The organism is Pseudomonas brassicacearum subsp. neoaurantiaca, from assembly GCF_013608025.1.
GTDB lineage: Bacteria > Pseudomonadota > Gammaproteobacteria > Pseudomonadales > Pseudomonadaceae > Aquipseudomonas.
The window spans coordinates 13818-31150 of record NZ_VDLV01000058.1 but is presented as its reverse complement, the minus strand read 5'-3'; the positions used below and the strand labels follow the sequence as shown (position 1 = coordinate 31150).

Genomic DNA, 17333 nt, shown 5'->3' with positions numbered 1-17333 from the left:
TGTATTGAGGGCGCTGTTTGCAGAGCTATGCACGCATCCGCGTGATGCGGATGACCCCTGTCAGGGCGCGCAGTTTCTTGATCACGCGGGCCAGGTGCACGCGGTCGTGCACGCTGACCACCAGTTGGACGACGCTGATGCGGCCATCGCGTTCGTCCATGCTGATTTTCTCAATGTTGCCGTCGGCGGCATTGACGCTGCTGGCCAGCAGGGCGATCAGGCCGCGCTGGTGTTCCAGCTCGACGCGCAGTTCGACATTGAATTCACCGGTGACATCCTTGGCCCATGAAAGCTGGATGCATTTTTCCGGGTTGTGGCGGATTTCGCTGATGTTGCGGCAGTTGTCCAGGTGCACCACCATCCCCTTGCCGGCGGACAGGTGGCCGACGATCGGGTCGCCTGGGATTGGCGTGCAGCACTTGGCATAACTGAGCACCAGGCCTTCGGTGCCGCGAATCGCCAGCGGACCTTCGGGGCTCGGCAATTGTTCGCCTTCGCCGAGCAGGCGGCGGGCGACGACGTAGGCCATGCGATTGCCCAGGCCGATGTCCTCGAGCAGGTCTTCGATCAATTCGAGACGGTATTCGTGGAGCATGACCTGCACGCGCTCGGCTGGGATCTTGTCCAGCGAGCTGTCGAAACCGTTCAGGACCTTGTTCAGCAGGCGTTCGCCGAGGCTGATGGACTCGGAGCGACGTTGCAGCTTCAGCGCATGGCGGATGTGCGTGCGGGCCTTGCCAGTGACCACGAAATTGAGCCACGCCGGGTTGGGGCGCGCGCCGGGGGCGCTGACGATTTCCACCGTAGAGCCGCTTTGCAGCGGTTCGGACAACGGTGCCAGGCGACGGTTGATGCGGCAGGCGATGCAGCTGTTGCCAACGTCGGTGTGCACCGCGTAGGCAAAGTCCACAGCCGTGGAGCCCTTGGGCAGCTCCATGATCCGGCCTTTTGGCGTGAAGACATAGACCTCGTCCGGGAACAGGTCGATCTTGACGCTTTCGATGAATTCCAGCGAGTTACCGGCGCGCTGCTGCATTTCCAGCACGCCCTTGACCCACTGCCGCGCGCGGGCGTGGGTGCTCTTGGGTTGCTCGTCGCCGCTGGATTTGTACAGCCAATGGGCCGCGATGCCATTGTTGGCCATCTCTTCCATTTCGCGGGTGCGAATCTGGATCTCGATCGGTACGCCGTGCATGCCGAACAGCGTCGTATGCAGCGACTGGTAGCCGTTGGCCTTGGGAATCGCGATGTAATCCTTGAAGCGCCCCGGCAACGGTTTGTACAAATTATGTACAGCACCCAGCACGCGGTAGCAGGTATCGACCTTGTCGACGATGATCCGGAACGCGTAGACGTCCATGATCTCGTTGAAGGCCCGACGCTTGCCGCGCATTTTCTTGTAGATGCCGTAGAGGTGTTTCTGCCGCCCGCTGACTTCGCCTTCGATGCCGTCGATGGCCAGGCAATGGCTCAGGGACTCTTCGATCTTGTTGACGATTTCCTTGCGGTTGCCCCGGGCGCGCTTGACGGCCTGGTTGATCCGCGCCGAACGCATCGGGTGCATCGCCTTGAAGCCCAGGTCCTCGAACTCGATACGAATTGCATGCATGCCCAGGCGATTGGCGATGGGCGCATAGATTTCCAGGGTTTCCTTGGCGATGCGCCGGCGTTTCTCGCCGGACAGCACTTCCAGGGTGCGCATGTTGTGCAGGCGGTCGGCGAGCTTGACCAGGATCACGCGGATGTCGCGCGCCATGGCCATGGCCATTTTCTGGAAGTTCTCGGCCTGGGCCTCGGCCTTGGTCTCGAAGTTCATCTGGGTCAGTTTGCTGACCCCGTCAACCAGTTCGGCCACGGTTTCGCCGAACTGCGCTTGCAGCGCTTCCTTGGCAATGCCGGTGTCTTCGATCACGTCATGCAGCATGGCCGCCATCAGGCTCTGATGGTCCATGTGCATGTCGGCAAGAATATTCGCCACCGCAAGCGGGTGGGTGACGTACGCCTCGCCACTGCGGCGGCGCTGGCCGTCGTGGGCTTGTTCGGCGTAGAAATAGGCTCGGCGGACCAGGTTGACCTGGTCCGTGCCGAGATAGGCCGATAAGCGATCGGCGAGGGCGTCTATGCTCGGCATGATGATGACTCCTGCCGTTCGCTGTGACCCCGCGCCGTGCTACGTCGACCAGGCATAGGCTTAGACCGCCTCGTTGGACTCGTCCTCGAACGCTGCGAACAGCGGTTCGTCTTCAACGATTTCAGCGTTGGCGATGAACTCGTAGCTCATCAGGCCTTCGGCGATTTCACGCAGCGCTACCACGGTAGGCTTGTCGTTTTCCCACTGGACCAAAGGCTCTTTGCCGCCGGTGGCCAGTTGACGGGCACGCTTGGTAGAGAGCATGACCAGCTCAAAGCGGTTTTCCACGTGTTCTAGGCAGTCTTCAACGGTTACGCGGGCCATGGTATTCCTCGGAGCGAATGCAATATGCGCGCTGCCCGGTTGGGCGAGCGGACTCGACAGTTTAAAAAAACACCAGCGTTTAGGGAAGCGCTGATTTTTTAACCAAACCCCTCGGCGCGCTGCGAGTACCAATGTAAAGCCGTCGCAGCGGTTTTGGGAAGGGCTGTTCAGCCCAGCAGTTCGGCCAATAATTTACCGAAACGTTGCTGTTGGCGTTTTTGCTGGAGCTGGCTGGCGCGGAAAATCGCCTTCAGGTCGTCCAGTGCATGGGCAAAATCGTCGTTGATGATCAGGTAATCGTAGTCGACGTAGTGGCTCATCTCGCTGACCGCTTCGCGCATCCGGCCTTCGATGATCTCATCGCTGTCCTGGCCGCGGTTGGTCAGGCGCTGGCGCAAGGCTTGCTGGCTCGGCGGCAGGATGAAGATCGAACGGGCTTGGGGCATCAGCTTGCGAACCTGCTCGGCGCCCTGCCAGTCGATTTCCAGGATCAGGTCGTGGCCTTCGTCCAACGTTTGCTGGAGGTAGCTCTGCGACGTGCCGTAGAGGTTGCCGAAGACTTCGGCGCGCTCCAGGAAGTCGCCGTGCTCGGCCATCTTCACGAACTCCTCGCGATCGACGAAGTGATAGTTCACCCCGTTGACTTCGCCCGGGCGCATGGCGCGGGTGGTGTGGGAGACCGAGACGCGGATCTGCGGCTCGGCGTCGATCAATGCCTTGACCAGGCTGGTCTTGCCGGCGCCCGAGGGCGCAGAAATGATGTAGAGAGTGCCGGTGCTGTGGGTCATGTCGGGTTAGCCTTACTCAATGTTCTGCACTTGTTCGCGCATTTGTTCGATCAACACCTTGAGGTTGACCGCCGCTTGGGTGCTGCGCGGGTCGAAGGCCTTGGAGCCCAATGTATTGGCTTCGCGGTTGAGCTCCTGCATCAGGAAGTCGAGGCGGCGACCGGCCGCACCGCCGGACTTGAGCACCCGGCGAACTTCGATGATGTGGGTGCTCAGGCGATCCAGTTCTTCGGCCACGTCGCTTTTCTGCGCGAGCATGACCATTTCCTGTTCCAGGCGTTGCGGGTCCAGCTCGGCCTTCATGTCTGCGAAGCGATCAAGGACTTTCTGGCGCTGGGTGGCGAGCATCTGCGGGACCAGCTCACGCAGTGTGACAACGTCCTCTTCAATGGAGGTCAGACGCTCGTTGATCAGCCGGGCCAGCTCTGCGCCTTCGCGCTCGCGACCGGCCTTGAGTTCCTTCAGGCCTTGATTGAACAGCGCCAGCGCCTCGGCGTTCAGCGCCTGGGGATCGCTCGCGTCGCCTACCAGTACGCCAGGCCAGGCCAGGACCTCCAATGGATTCAGGGCGGCGGGATTCTGGATCAGGCTGGCGACGGTTTCTGCGGCAGCGACCAGTTGCGCCGCGCGCTCTCGGTCGATCTGCAGCGTCTTGCCGCTGCTTTCTTCGGTGAAGCGCAGGGTGCATTCCAGCTTGCCCCGGGACAGGCCCTGGCGCAGCGCTTCGCGCACGCCGCCTTCGAGGTCGCGGAAGGACTCGGGCAGGCGCAGGTGCGGCTCCAGGTAGCGGCTATTGACCGAGCGCAGTTCCCAGCTCAGCGTGCCTTGGGCGCCGGCCTTCTCGACGCGGGCGAAGGCGGTCATGCTGTGCACCATGGAGGTTCCTCGCAATGCAGGCGGCCACAACGGTGGTCGTGGCGCCTGGGATCTGTGGATAAATGCCGCAGGGCAGCAAAGGCGCAGGATTGTAGCGCAGTGCGACGCAAGCGCCCAAACAGCTCCGGTTACAAAGCGCTGCAGCCCGTCGGCCGGGGCTTTCAGCGTGTTCACCCGTCGCGTCGGCTTTTTAGAACTGCCCTATGACGGTCCACGGCTCTATAATGCCCAGCAGTTTTCCGTCCTCTGTACAGGTGTTCCCTATGAAACGTCCAAGTGGTCGCGCTGCCGATCAGCTTCGCTCGATCCGCATTACCCGCAACTACACCAAACACGCCGAGGGATCTGTACTGGTCGAATTCGGTGATACCAAAGTCATCTGCACCGTCAGCGTCGAAAACGGCGTGCCTCGTTTCCTCAAGGGCCAGGGCCAGGGTTGGTTGACCGCCGAATACGGCATGCTGCCGCGTGCAACCGGCGAGCGGAACCAGCGCGAGGCCAGCCGCGGCAAGCAGGGCGGCCGGACCCTGGAAATCCAGCGCCTGATCGGCCGTTCGCTGCGCGCCGCGCTGGACATGTCCAAGCTGGGCGACGTCACGCTGTATGTCGACTGCGACGTAATCCAGGCTGACGGTGGCACTCGCACCGCGTCCATTACCGGTGCGATGGTTGCGCTGGTCGATGCCTTGAAAGTGATCAAGAAGCGCGGCGGCCTCAAGGGCGGCGACCCGCTCAAGCAAATGATCGCCGCCGTGTCGGTGGGCATGTACCAGGGCGAGCCGGTGCTGGACCTGGACTACCTGGAAGATTCCGCCGCCGAGACTGACTTGAACGTGGTTATGACCAGCGCCGGTGGCTTCATCGAAGTCCAGGGCACTGCCGAAGGCGCGCCGTTCCAGCCGGAAGAATTGAACGCTATGCTGGAGCTGGCGAAGAAAGGCATGAACGAAATCTTCGAACTGCAAAAGGCCGCATTGGCCGACTGATCGTTGCGCGCTTCAGACAAGGAGAATGTCATGAGTGATGAGCAAGTCCTGTTGCCCCAACCGAGCAAAGAAGCGCGGCAATGGGCAATGTTTTGTCACCTGTCCGCCTTGCTGGGGATCTGGATTCCGTTCGGTACGCTGATCGGGCCGTTGGTGCTCTGGCAGCTGAAGCGCGATTCCGATCCGTTCATTGACGCCCAAGGCAAGGAAGCGCTGAATTTCCAGATCACCGTGGCGATTGCCTCGGCCATCAGCCTGCTGCTGATGGTCGTGGTCATCGGCTTCTTCCTGTTCGGCCTGGTGGCCATCGGTGCGCTGGTGCTGACCATTATTGGTGGTGTGAAGGCCAATGAAGGGCAGCCGTATCGGTATCCGTTTACCTGGCGGTTGGTTAAATAACGATCAGTAAACACCTGTCCCTGTGGGAGCGAGCTTGCTCGCGATAGCGATTTTTCATTCAGCATCGATGTTGAATGATCCACCGCCATCGCGAGCAAGCTCGCTCCCACAATGGGTCTTCAACGCCCATAAAAAAACCGACATTGCTGTCGGTTTTTTTGTGGGCGCGAATGACGCTTAGATGGTCAACGTCCAATCGTAGTCCACGATCAGCGGTGCATGCTGCGAGAACCGTGGCTGGCGCGGCAGGCGAGCGCTGCGTACGAAACGGCGCAGCCCTGGCGTCAGCAACTGGTAGTCGAAACGCCAACCGAGGTTGAGCATCTCGGCCTGCTCGTTGTCCGGCCACCAGCTGTACTGGTCACCTTCGCGGCTGACTTCACGCAGGGCATCGACGTAGCCCATGTTGCCAATGATCTCGTCCATCCAGGCCCGTTCCGGCGCCAGGAAGCCAGGAGATTGCTGGCTGTCGCGCCAGTTCTTGATATCCAGCTTCTGTTGCGCCACGTACAGCGAGCCACAATAAATGTACTCGCGACGTTTGCGCCGCTGTTTATCAAGGTAACGGGCGAAGTCGTCCATCAACTTGAATTTCTGATTCAAATCTTCATCGCCGTTCTGCCCCGATGGGAGCAGTAAGGTCGCGATGCTGACCTTGTCGAAATCGGCTTGCAGGTAGCGCCCGTAGCGGTCCGCCGTCTCGAAACCGAGACCGTTGATGACAGCCTTCGGTTGCAGCCGCGAGTACAGAGCCACGCCACCCTGGGCGGGGACTTCGGCATCGCAGGCATAAAGGAAGTAACCATCCAGTTGGAAGGCTGCATCGTCCAGTTCAAAGGCGGAGGCGCGGGTGTCCTGCAGGCAGATGACGTCGGCATTCTGTGCTTGCAGCCAACTGAGCAAACCACGCTCCACTGCAGCCTGAATACCATTGACGTTCACACTGATGATCCGCATAAATGGCCCCAAAAATCACGTGCGTGTATGATACACGCCGTCAACCTATTTAGCTAAATCCGCGGTATTTGAGGCTTTTTTCATGCAGGCGTATCAGCGCGATTTCATTCGCTTTGCCATCGATCGCGGTGTTTTGCGCTTCGGTGAGTTCACCCTCAAGTCCGGGCGCACCAGCCCGTACTTCTTCAATGCCGGCCTGTTCAACAGCGGTACCGCGCTGGCGCAGTTGGGCCGGTTCTATGCCGCGGCCATCGTCGAGAGCGGCATTTCGTTCGACGTGTTGTTCGGCCCTGCCTACAAAGGCATCCCGCTGGCCGCTACTACCGCTGTAGCCCTGGCCGAGCACCACGGCCGCGACCTGCCTTGGTGCTTCAACCGCAAGGAAGCCAAGGCCCACGGCGAAGGCGGCAGCCTGGTCGGCGCGCCGCTGACCGGCGACGTGCTGATCATTGATGATGTCATCACCGCCGGCACCGCTATCCGCGAAGTGATGCAGATCATCGCCTCGCAAGAAGGCGCCAAGGCCGCCGGCGTGCTGATCGCCCTGAACCGCCAGGAGCGCGGCAACGGTGAGCTGTCGGCAATCCAGGAAGTGGAGCGCGACTTCGGCATTCCGGTGATCAGTATTGTGTCGCTGAACCAGGTGCTGGAGTTCTTGGCCGACGACCCGCAGCTCAAGCAGCATTTGCCAGCAGTGGAAGCCTACCGCGCCCAGTACGGCGTCTAGAAAGCCCCGCTGATTTTGATCTTATGGCGAGGGAGCTTGCTCCCGCAAAATGTTGGGGCCGCTGCGCAGCCCAGCGGGAGCAAGCTCCCTCGCCACAAAAGCTCATCTGAAGGTGAAACAAAAAGACCCCGCTCAACCAGGTTGAGCGGGGTCTTTTTATTTCAGGGTGTCGCTTAAGGACGCTTGCGATTGCTGATCAACGTACCCACGCCGGTATCGGTGAAGATCTCCAGCAGGATCGCATTCGGCACACGACCATCGATGATCAGCGAGCTGCCGACGCCGCCCTGTACCGCTTCCAGCGCGCAGCGAATCTTCGGCAGCATGCCGCCGTAGATGGTGCCGTCGGCGATCAGGTCGTCGACCTGTTGGGTCGACAGTCCGGTCAGGACCTTGCCCGACTTGTCCATCAGGCCGGCAATGTTGGTCAGCAGCATCAGCTTCTCGGCCTTCAGCGCCTCGGCAACCTTGCCGGCCACCAGGTCGGCGTTGATGTTGTACGACTCACCGTTGGCACCCACGCCAATTGGCGCGATGACCGGGATGAAGTCGCCCTTGACCAGCAGGTTCAGCAGGTCGGTGTTGATGCCGACCACTTCGCCCACCTGGCCAATGTCGATGATTTCCGGCTGGGTCATCTCCGGGGTCTGGCGGGTAACGGTGAGCTTCTTCGCCCGGATCAGCTCGGCGTCCTTGCCGGTCAGGCCGATGGCGCTGCCGCCGTGGCGGTTGATCAGGTTGACGATGTCCTTGTTGACCTGGCCACCGAGGACCATTTCCACCACGTCCATGGTCTGCGCGTCGGTGACACGCATGCCATCGATGAAGTGGCTCTCGATCGATAGGCGCTTGAGCAGATCCCCGATCTGCGGGCCACCGCCGTGCACCACCACCGGGTTGATGCCCACGGCCTTCATCAGCACGATGTCACGGGCGAAGCCGGTCTTGAGCTCCTCGCTTTCCATCGCGTTGCCGCCGTATTTGATCACCAGGGTCTTGCCGACGTAGCGTCGGATATAAGGCAACGCTTCGGACAGGACCTTGGCGGTGTTGGCGGCGGCTTCGCGTTCGAGGGTCATTCAGGGCTCCGGTAGTGCTTCAAAAAATCAAAACGGTAGTTGGAGATCAGGTGCCACACGTTTGAGTTGGGTGTGGAACACGTCCTTGATGCGCTGCAGTTCGGCTTCGTTGTCGGCCTCGAAACGCAGTACCAGCACCGGTGTGGTGTTGGACGCGCGAACCAGGCCCCAGCCTTGTGGGTAGTCGACCCGCACACCGTCGATGGTGGTCAGTTCGGCGCCTTCGCCCCACTGGGCGTCGTGCAGTGCATCAATGATGCTGAATTTGCTCTCTTCGGTCACATGGATATTGATTTCTGGCGTAGAAATATCGTTCGGGAAGGTCGCGAAGAGCTCTTCCGCCGTGGATTTCTCCTTGCTGAGGATCTCCAGCAGGCGCGCGGCGCTGTAGATACCGTCATCAAAACCGAACCAGCGTTCCTTGAAGAAGATGTGGCCGCTCATTTCGCCGGCCAGCAGGGCACCGCTTTGTTTCATTTTCTTCTTGATCAACGAATGACCGGTTTTCCACATGAGCGGACGACCGCCGTATTCCTTGATCAGGGGCACCAGGCGACGGGTGCATTTCACGTCGAAGATGATTTCGGCATCGGGGTTGCGCGCCACCACGTCCTTGGCGAAAAGCATCAACAGGCGGTCCGGGAAGACGACGCTGCCGGTCTCGGTCACTACGCCCACGCGGTCGCCGTCGCCGTCGAAGGCCAGGCCCAGGTCGGCCTTGGTTTCCTTGACCTTGGCGATCAGGTCTTGCAGGTTTTCCAGCTTGCCCGGGTCCGGGTGGTGGTTCGGGAAGTTGCCGTCAACCTCGCAGAACAGCGGGATCACTTCGCAGTTCAGGGCTTCGATCAGTTGCGGGGCGATCACGCCAGCCGCGCCGTTGCCGCAATCGACCACCACTTTCAGGCGTCGGGCGAGTTTCACGTCCTTGACGATCTCGTCGTTGTAGCGCGGGAGGATGTCGACCTTGGTCACGCTGCCTTTTCCGCTGCTCAAGTCATTGGTCTTGAGACGGGTGTGCAGCGCCTGGATCTGCTCGTTGGCGAGGGTGTCGCCGGCGATGACGATCTTGAAGCCGTTGTAGTTCGACGGGTTGTGGCTGCCGGTGAGCATCACGCCGGATTTGCCGGCCAGCACGTTGGCGGCGTAGTACAGCGCCGGTGTTGGCACCAAGCCGACGTCGCTGACGTGGCAGCCACTGTCGGCAATGCCCTTGATCAGTTGCTCGACCAGTTCCGGGCCGGACAAACGACCATCGCGGCCGACGTTCACGTTCGGTTCGCCCTGGGCCAGGCTCTGGGAGCCGATGGCGCGGCCAATCCAGTAGGCGGTTTCAGCCGTCAGGGTTTCCGGCACGACGCCACGGATGTCGTAGGCGCGGAAGATGCTGTCAGGAAAGATCGGGGCGATTGCGGCTGGGGTGTTCATGGGCGGGGCGCTCTATCAGGAAGGTGACTGGACAGGCCGACATTGGATGTCGGCAGGCTCAAGCTGAAGGGTATGACGACGTTTTTGGCAGAGAGTTCGCGGTGGGAAAGTGCCATGAGACAGCGTTACCCCGGTCTGAACCGTCTAAAACGTTGATTCCGGATGGGAAACCTCGTCGCCAGCCGTTGCGCATTTTTCGTCCTGAAACAGAAGCTTAATAAAGCAGCCGGGCAGGACGCCCGGCGGGAAGCACGGCTCAATGACTACCGGAATGCCCGAAACCACCCGCGCCACGCTGGCTTTCGTCGAACTCCTGGACCAGCTCGAAATGGGCCTGGACTACTGGCACCAGCACCAATTGGGCAATGCGCTCGCCCACGGCGATGTTGAATGCGGTCTGGCCGCGGTTCCAGCACGACACCATCAATTCGCCCTGGTAATCGGAGTCGATCAGGCCCACCAGGTTGCCCAGCACGATGCCATGTTTATGGCCCAGGCCCGAGCGTGGGAGGATCAGCGCGGCAAGGCCCGGGTCACCGATGTAGACCGACAGGCCGGTCGGAATCAGCAGGGTCTGGCCCGGTTCCAGGATCGTATCCTGCTTGAGCATCGCCCGCAGGTCGAGGCCGGCGGAGCCCGGTGTAGCGTATTGCGGCAACGGAAATTCGTTGCCAATGCGTGGGTCGAGGATCTTGGCTTGTAGAGCGTGCATTGAAATTAAACCTGGTTCAGCCGTTCGGCGATGAAAGTGATCAGTTGGCGGGCGATCTTGCCCTTGCTGGTCTGGGCGAAAAGCGTGGCGTGCAACTGGCGGTCGATCACGCTGCAGGCGTTTTCTTCGCTGTTGAAGCCGATGCTCGGGTTGGCGACGTCATTGGCGACGATCAGGTCCAGATTCTTGTCCTTGAGTTTGCGCGCGGCGTAATCGAGCAGGTGTTCGGTTTCGGCGGCGAAACCCACGCTGAACGGACGATCGGGGCGGGTGGCGATGGTGGCCAGGATGTCAGGGTTGCGCACCATTTGCAGGAGCAAGCCGTCGCCGCTCGTAGGGTCTTTCTTCAATTTTTGCGGGGCGACGACTTCGGGCCGGTAGTCCGCCACTGCCGCCGAGGCGATGAACAGGTCGCACGGGATGGCCGCTTCGCAGGCCGCGAGCATGTCCCTGGCGCTGACCACGTCGATACGGGTCACGCGGTCCGGAGTTGGCAGGTGCACGGGGCCGGTGATCAGCGTCACCCGGGCCCCAGCCTCCACGGCGGCTTCGGCCAGGGCGAAGCCCATCTTTCCGGAGCTGTGGTTGGTGATATAGCGCACCGGGTCGATATTTTCCTGGGTCGGCCCGGCGGTGATCAGCACGTGCTTGCCCGTCAGGGCCTCACGCTTGAAACAGTCGGCGGCGCACTGGGCCAGGTCGGTGGCCTCGAGCATGCGGCCCATGCCGACATCGCCGCAGGCCTGGCTGCCGGAAGCTGGACCGAAGACTTTCAGGTCGCGGCTTTCAAGCAGTTCCAGGTTGGCCTGGGTGGCCGGGTCGCGCCACATGGCCTGGTTCATGGCCGGTGCCACGGCGACCACTGCGTCGGTGGCGAGCACCAGGGTGGTCAACAGGTCGTTGGCAATGCCTTGGGCCAGGCGGGCGATCAGGTCGGCCGTCGCCGGAGCGATCAGCACCAGGTCGGCCCACTTGGCCAGTTCGATATGGCCCATGGCAGCTTCGGCCGCCGGGTCGAGCAGATCCAGGTGGACCGGGTGGCCGGACAGGGCCTGCATGGTCAGTGGCGTGATGAACTCGCTACCGCCGCGGGTCATGACAACCCGCACTTCCGCGCCCTGGTCGATAAGCCTGCGAACCAGCTCGGCGCTCTTGTAGGCGGCAATGCCGCCGCCGACGCCCAGAACGATGCGTTTCCGATACAGCCGCTGCATAGGCCTGCCTTTCGATTTCAGTGGTCAGTGCAGAGCGAAACCCTCGGCATGAGCCTGCCTGGGTGCAAATCGCCTGCAAAAAAGATGGGCTAAGATATCACAGCGTCCGCTACGGAACAGCGGCGCCTACTATCAGGGAGATACCATGAGTATTCGGGATTGGCCCGTGGCCGAGCGGCCGCGGGAAAGGTTATTGGCGTTGGGCGCGGGGAGCCTTTCAGACGCCGAATTGCTGGCGATTTTTTTACGTACCGGTGTAGCGGGCAGAAGCGCGGTGGACCTGGCGCGAGAACTCTTGATCCAATTTGGCAGCCTGCGTGCGTTGCTTGAAGCGGATCAGATCACCTTCAGTAACCATATGGGGCTCGGACCGGCAAAGTTTGCCCAGCTTCAGGCCGCTCAGGAAATGAGTCGTCGGCATTTGGCTGAACGGGCACGGGAGAAGACCACGCTGGAAAGCCCGTTCGCGGTTCGTGACTATCTGAAATCAATGCTGCGCCACGAACCCCACGAGGTGTTTGGTTGCCTGTTTCTCAATTCCAAGCACCAGGTGCTGACTTTCGAGGCGCTGTTTCGCGGCTCGATCGACAGCGCCAGCGTCCACCCTCGGCAGGTAGTCAAGCGAGCCCTGGCTCACAATGCCGCCGCCGTGATCCTGTGCCACAACCACCCCTCCGGCAACGCCGAGCCCAGCCAGGCCGACCGAATGCTCACCGAGCGGCTTCAGGAAGCGCTTGAGCTGATCGATGTGCGCGTGTTGGACCATTTCATCGTTGGCGATGGGGAGCCACTGTCCATGGCGGAGTATGGGTGGATGTAGGCCCCGATCTGACGATACGAAACCCTTGTGGGAGCGAGCTTGCTCGCGATAGCGGTCGGTCAGTCAACATCAATGTCGTCTGATACGCCGCCATCGCGAGCAAGCTCGCTCCCACAGGGTTTGCTGTGGGGCGGGATTACTTGAGGCTGACCTTGGAATAATCCTGGCGCCCAAACGGGCTTACCGCATAACCCTGCACATCCTTGCGGGTCAGTGCGAAGGCGGTGGGGTGGGCCAAGGGCAGCCAAAGGGCTTGTTGCTGGATCTGTGCCTGGGCCTGTTCGTAGAGCTTGGTGCGTACGCCTTGCTCGCCGGTGGTCTTGCCGGCGCTGATCAGCTTGTCCAGGTCCGGGTTGCAATAACGGGCGAAGTTGGTGCCGGATTTGACCGCCGCGCAGGAAAATTGCGGGGTGAGGAAATTGTCCGGATCGCCGTTGTCCCCGGCCCAGCCCATGAACAGCAGGTCATGTTCGCCGGCCTTGGCGCGGCGAATCAGCTCGCCCCATTCGATCACGCGGATTTCCGCCTGGATGCCGATCTCTGCCAGGTCCGATTGCAGCAGCTGTGCCCCCAGGCTCGGATTGGGGTTGAGCAGGCTACCGGAGGGGCGAGTCCAGATGGTGGTCTTGAAGCCTTCCTTCAAACCGGCCTTGGCCAGCAGGTCTCGGGCCTTGGCTGGGTCATGGGCATAGCCGGGCAGGTTCTTGGCGTAGCTCCAGGTGTTCGGTGGGTAAGGGCCGTTGGCCGCTTCGGCGGTGCCTTCGAAAACGGTCTTGAGGTAGCTGGACTTGTCAAAGGCAAGGTTGATCGCCTGGCGGACCTCAGGCTTGTCCAAGGGTGGATGCTGGCTGTTGATCGCCAGGAAGGCGGTCATGAAGGCGTCAGTCTGTTCCACTTTCAACGTGGGCTCTTGCTTGGCGGCCTGTACGTCCAGTGGCTTGGGCGACAACGCGATCTGGCATTCATTGCGCCGCAGTTTCTGCAGGCGAACGTTGGCATCCGGGGTGATGGCGAAAATAAGGGGGTCTACTTGAGGCTTGCCGCCGAAGTATTCGTTGTTGGCCTTGTAGCGAATCGAGGCGTCTTTCTGGAAGCGGTTGAAAATGAACGGGCCGGTGCCGATGGGTTGGCTGTTGAGTTGTTCCGGCTTGCCGGCGTTCATCAACTGGTCGGCATATTCGGCTGAATAGATCGACGCGAAACCCATGCTCAGCGTTGCCAGGAAGGTTGAGTCGGCGTGGTCCAGCGTGAATCGCACCGTGAGCGGGTCCAGCGCGTCGATTTTGGTGATCAGCGCAGGCAGCTGCATGGACTGGGCGTGGGGAAAGCCACTTTGCGCAACTTTGTGCCAAGGGTTGGCCGGATCCAGCATGCGATCGAAGCTGAACTTGACGTCTTCGGCAGTCAGGTCGCGGCGCGGTGTGAAATATTCGGTGTGATGGAACTTGACCTGTGGCCGCAGCTTGAAGACATAGGTCAGCCCGTCGGGCGAGACTTCCCAGCTGTTGGCCAGGCTCGGCACCACTTTGCCGCTGGCCGTGTCGAAATCCACCAGGCGATTCATCAGCACGTCGGCGGAAGCATTGGTCGTGGTCAGGGAGTTGTATTGAACGACATCGAACCCTTCCGGGCTGGCCTCGGTACACACGCTCAGGGCGGCGGCCTGGGCCAGCGGGCTGATCAGCAGAGGGGCGAGCAACAAGGGTAGGGCAGCGAGGCGCATGATTGATTTCCTGTGCAGGTCGGAGGCCCATCTGCGAGTGCAGTCTGGAAAAGGCCTACCCTAGTGGGCTCGCCGGTAAATGACTATCCCCTTTTTGCATTTTCCGGCACTCTGCGGCGCTGTATTCAGGTTCACATCGGGTGCCAGTGAAAAATTACCTGCGTGCAGCGACGAGCGGTAAAGGGCTGCGCCAGCCTCTGCCCCCGCCGTCCGGGGCGCTTGCTCGAAGATTCCCCAGGAAGACAAATCACAACGGCTGTTGTTGTGCCTGGGTCTTTCTGGTATAAAGCAGCGCTCTTTTCTAGGGGCCCGGTTCCTTCATTGTAGGTGTAGCCGGTAAGACCCTTAAAGAAACGCGGCGCCTGGCGCCAAATGACTGAGAGATTAAGCGGCCAACCCATGCCGGGTTGGGCATGTGGTTTTAGAGGGCTGAGGCATGTCTAGAGTCTGTCAAGTTACCGGTAAGGGTCCGGTGACTGGGAATAACATTTCCCACGCAAACAACAAAACCCGTCGTCGTTTCCTGCCGAACCTGCAGCATCACCGCTTCTGGGTTGAAGAAGAGAAACGTTTCGTACGTCTGCGCGTATCTGCCAAGGGCATGCGCATCATCGACAAGCGTGGCATCAGTGTCGTGCTGGCCGAACTTCGTCGCGATGGCAAGGTTTAAGGGAGCTAATCATGCGTGAATTGATTCGTTTGATCTCGAGCGCCGGTACTGGTCACTTCTACACTACCGACAAGAACAAGCGTACTACCCCGGACAAAATCGAGATCAAGAAATATGATCCGGTTGTTCGCAAGCACGTGATCTACAAGGAAGGCAAAATCAAGTAATTGATTTTTCCCTCTTACAAAGAAGGCCCGTATCGCGAGATACGGGCCTTTTTTGTTGCCGGTTTTTTGTCTGTCACCGCCTCATCGCGAGCAAGCTCGCTGCCACACTGGATTGTGCAGCGCCTGAGATCCCTGTGGGAGCGAGCTTGCTCGCGATGAGGCCGGCTCAGGCAACAAAGAATCCTCAAGCCTTCTGTTCAAACACCACATAAATCTTGCGGCACGGCTCCAGCACTTCCCAGGTGCCCTTGAACCCGGCCGGGATCACGAAGCGATCGCCCGCCCGAAGCGTCTTGGCGTTGCCATCGCTGTCGCGCAGAACGGAGACGCCTTGGACGATTTCGCAGTATTCGTGCTCGGTGTAGTTGACCGTCCACTGGCCGACGGCGCCTTCCCAGACACCTGCATTCATTTGCCCACACGGGCTGCTGTAGTGGTTGAACACCGCTTGTTCGGGATCGCCCTTCAGCACCTTTGCCGGGTCCGGGCGATAACGATCGGCGGGGGTATTGGCCTGGCCGAAATCGACGATGTCCTGAATGCTCATGCGCATGATCTCCGGTGATGGCTTGGAAGGGCTCGAGTCTATGTTTATTAAAATGAACATCGCAAGGCCGTTTGCCTGGGTTGTGTCAAATATATTGAAACATTACCGGCGGCTGGTTTAGGGTGGCGGATGCCCCGTGCCGAAAACAGCGCTGTAAACAGGCTGGCACGGCAGGAATTCTTGAACGCTGCGCAGGACGCGGCGTTCCTACCCAATAAGAGGAGGACACTCGCATGACCACCCTGACTCGTGCCGACTGGGAACAGCGCGCCCGCGACCTGAAGATCGAAGGCCGCGCCTTCATCAACGGTGAATACACCGATGCGGTGTCCGGCCAAACCTTTGACTGCGTAAGCCCGGTCGATGGCCGCTTGCTGGGCAAGATAGCCAGTTGCGACGTGGCTGATGCCCAGCGTGCCGTCGAAAATGCCCGTGCCACTTTCAATTCCGGCGCCTGGTCGCGCCTGGCACCGAGCAAGCGCAAGGCCACCATGATTCGTTTCGCCGGCCTGCTCAAGCAGAACGCCGAAGAGCTGGCCCTGCTGGAAACCCTGGACATGGGCAAGCCGATCAGCGACTCGCTGAACATCGACGTTCCTGGCGCGGCCCAGGCCCTGAGCTGGAGCGGCGAAGCCATCGACAAGATCTACGACGAAGTGGCCGCTACGCCCCACGATCAGTTGGGCCTGGTGACCCGCGAGCCGGTCGGTGTCGTTGGCGCGATCGTGCCGTGGAATTTCCCGTTGATGATGGCTTGCTGGAAGCTCGGCCCGGCGCTTTCCACCGGTAACTCGGTGGTGCTCAAGCCCTCCGAGAAATCTCCGCTGACCGCGATCCGCATCGCTGCCCTGGCCATCGAGGCCGGTATTCCAAAAGGCGTACTGAACGTCCTCCCGGGTTTCGGTCACACCGTTGGCAAGGCCCTGGCCTTGCACATGGATGTCGATACGCTGGTGTTCACCGGCTCCACCAAGATCGCCAAGCAATTGATGATCTACTCCGGCGAATCCAACATGAAGCGCGTCTGGCTGGAGGCCGGCGGCAAGAGTCCGAACATCGTATTCGCCGATGCGCCGGACCTGCAAGCCGCCGCCGAATCCGCCGCCAGCGCCATCGCCTTCAACCAAGGCGAAGTGTGCACCGCCGGTTCGCGGCTGTTGGTGGAGCGCTCCATCAAAGACACGTTCCTGCCGCTGGTGGTCGAGGCGCTCAAGGGCTGGAAGCCTGGTAATCCGCTGGACCCGGCCACCAACGTCGGTGCCTTGGTCGATACCCAGCAGATGAACACCGTGCTGTCCTACATCGAGGCCGGCCACAGCGATGGCGCCAAGCTGGTGGCGGGCGGTAAGCGGATCCTCGAGGAAACCGGCGGTACCTATGTCGAGCCGACGATTTTCGACGGCGTGAGCAACGCGATGAAAATCGCTCAGGAGGAGATTTTCGGCCCAGTGCTGTCGGTCATCGCCTTCGACAGCGCCGAAGAGGCCATCCAGATCGCCAACGACACGCCGTACGGCTTGGCGGCGGCGGTGTGGACCAAGGACATTTCCAAGGCTCACCTGACCGCCAAGGCACTGCGCGCCGGCAGCGTGTGGGTCAATCAATATGACGGTGGCGACATGACCGCGCCGTTCGGTGGCTTCAAGCAGTCGGGCAACGGTCGCGACAAGTCGCTGCATGCGTTCGACAAGTACACCGAGCTGAAGGCGACCTGGATCAAGCTGTAACGATGAAGGCTGCGGATTTATTCGGTATCTGATGCAGCGGTAATCCCTGTGGGAGCGAGCT

Annotated in this window: 17 protein-coding genes and 1 pseudogene; 7 read left to right on the top strand and 11 right to left on the bottom strand. The window is 60.7% G+C overall.

All coding sequences use genetic code 11. From position 1 onward, the window contains the following. Positions 1-25: 25 nt before the first annotated feature. The 4 genes from spoT to FHK92_RS25445 form a co-directional block, all read right to left on the bottom strand. The gene (gene spoT / locus FHK92_RS25460; RefSeq protein ID WP_030142176.1) at positions 26-2131 is read right to left on the bottom strand and encodes a bifunctional GTP diphosphokinase/guanosine-3',5'-bis pyrophosphate 3'-pyrophosphohydrolase; all 2106 of its coding nucleotides are present in this window, start codon (positions 2129-2131) and stop codon (positions 26-28) included. A 60-nt stretch (positions 2132-2191) separates the two neighbouring features. Continuing rightward, positions 2192-2455: a DNA-directed RNA polymerase subunit omega gene (rpoZ, locus tag FHK92_RS25455; protein ID WP_003177259.1), complete on the bottom strand. Its 264-nt coding sequence runs from the start codon at positions 2453-2455 to the stop codon at positions 2192-2194. Positions 2456-2622: 167 nt separating this feature from the next. After that, complete coding sequence (gmk, locus tag FHK92_RS25450) at positions 2623-3243, bottom strand: guanylate kinase (protein WP_053126561.1); 621 nt, start codon at positions 3241-3243, stop codon at positions 2623-2625. Positions 3244-3255: 12 nt separating this feature from the next. Next, a complete protein-coding gene (locus FHK92_RS25445; RefSeq protein ID WP_181290560.1) occupies positions 3256-4119 on the bottom strand; it encodes a YicC/YloC family endoribonuclease in 864 nt (287 codons plus the stop codon). A gap of 263 nt (positions 4120-4382) precedes the next feature. Between FHK92_RS25445 and rph the strand changes: the two genes are divergently transcribed. Together rph and FHK92_RS25435 are read left to right on the top strand one after the other, a co-directional pair. Next, positions 4383-5105, top strand: a complete 723-nt coding sequence (gene rph, locus FHK92_RS25440; RefSeq protein ID WP_003177262.1) for a ribonuclease PH — start codon at positions 4383-4385, stop codon at positions 5103-5105. Between the two features lie 30 nt (positions 5106-5135). Further along, positions 5136-5504, top strand: a complete 369-nt coding sequence (locus FHK92_RS25435; RefSeq protein WP_181290559.1) for a DUF4870 domain-containing protein — start codon at positions 5136-5138, stop codon at positions 5502-5504. 177 nt (positions 5505-5681) lie between these two features. Here the strand turns inward: FHK92_RS25435 and FHK92_RS25430 are convergent, their stop codons facing one another. Then, entirely contained in the window at positions 5682-6461 is a 780-nt protein-coding gene (locus FHK92_RS25430; protein WP_013694557.1) for an exodeoxyribonuclease III, read from the bottom strand. Between the two features lie 82 nt (positions 6462-6543). Between FHK92_RS25430 and pyrE the strand changes: the two genes are divergently transcribed. After that, positions 6544-7188, top strand: coding sequence for an orotate phosphoribosyltransferase (gene pyrE / locus FHK92_RS25425; RefSeq protein ID WP_181290558.1), 645 nt, complete (start codon positions 6544-6546; stop codon positions 7186-7188). 173 nt (positions 7189-7361) lie between these two features. Here the strand turns inward: pyrE and argB are convergent, their stop codons facing one another. The 4 genes and pseudogenes from argB to coaBC form a co-directional block, all read right to left on the bottom strand. After that, positions 7362-8267, bottom strand: a complete 906-nt coding sequence (gene argB, locus FHK92_RS25420) for an acetylglutamate kinase (RefSeq protein WP_003177267.1) — start codon at positions 8265-8267, stop codon at positions 7362-7364. 27 nt (positions 8268-8294) lie between these two features. Further along, positions 8295-9698: pseudogene (locus FHK92_RS25415) on the bottom strand (phosphomannomutase/phosphoglucomutase); the annotation flags it as partial. A gap of 250 nt (positions 9699-9948) precedes the next feature. Next, complete coding sequence (dut, locus tag FHK92_RS25410; RefSeq protein ID WP_181290556.1) at positions 9949-10404, bottom strand: dUTP diphosphatase; 456 nt, start codon at positions 10402-10404, stop codon at positions 9949-9951. 5 nt (positions 10405-10409) lie between these two features. Further along, positions 10410-11618: a bifunctional phosphopantothenoylcysteine decarboxylase/phosphopantothenate--cysteine ligase CoaBC gene (coaBC, locus tag FHK92_RS25405; RefSeq protein WP_181290555.1), complete on the bottom strand. Its 1209-nt coding sequence runs from the start codon at positions 11616-11618 to the stop codon at positions 10410-10412. Between the two features lie 145 nt (positions 11619-11763). Here coaBC and radC point away from each other — a divergent pair, with 145 nt between their 5' ends. Continuing rightward, entirely contained in the window at positions 11764-12438 is a 675-nt protein-coding gene (gene radC, locus FHK92_RS25400) for a RadC family protein (RefSeq protein ID WP_181290554.1), read from the top strand. Between the two features lie 136 nt (positions 12439-12574). On the opposite strand, the gene FHK92_RS25395 is transcribed toward radC, so the two are convergent. Further along, entirely contained in the window at positions 12575-14161 is a 1587-nt protein-coding gene (locus tag FHK92_RS25395; RefSeq protein ID WP_181290553.1) for an ABC transporter substrate-binding protein, read from the bottom strand. A gap of 436 nt (positions 14162-14597) precedes the next feature. Here FHK92_RS25395 and rpmB point away from each other — a divergent pair, with 436 nt between their 5' ends. Both rpmB and rpmG read left to right on the top strand, forming a co-directional pair. Beyond that, the gene (gene rpmB, locus FHK92_RS25390) at positions 14598-14831 is read left to right on the top strand and encodes a 50S ribosomal protein L28 (protein ID WP_003177273.1); all 234 of its coding nucleotides are present in this window, start codon (positions 14598-14600) and stop codon (positions 14829-14831) included. Between the two features lie 11 nt (positions 14832-14842). Then, positions 14843-14998: a 50S ribosomal protein L33 gene (rpmG, locus tag FHK92_RS25385; RefSeq protein WP_003177274.1), complete on the top strand. Its 156-nt coding sequence runs from the start codon at positions 14843-14845 to the stop codon at positions 14996-14998. A 184-nt stretch (positions 14999-15182) separates the two neighbouring features. Here the strand turns inward: rpmG and FHK92_RS25380 are convergent, their stop codons facing one another. Continuing rightward, the gene (locus tag FHK92_RS25380; protein ID WP_181290552.1) at positions 15183-15545 is read right to left on the bottom strand and encodes a cupin domain-containing protein; all 363 of its coding nucleotides are present in this window, start codon (positions 15543-15545) and stop codon (positions 15183-15185) included. 233 nt (positions 15546-15778) lie between these two features. On the opposite strand from FHK92_RS25380, the gene FHK92_RS25375 reads away from it, so the two are divergent. After that, a complete protein-coding gene (locus tag FHK92_RS25375) occupies positions 15779-17272 on the top strand; it encodes an aldehyde dehydrogenase (RefSeq protein WP_181290551.1) in 1494 nt (497 codons plus the stop codon). Positions 17273-17333 lie beyond the last annotated feature (61 nt).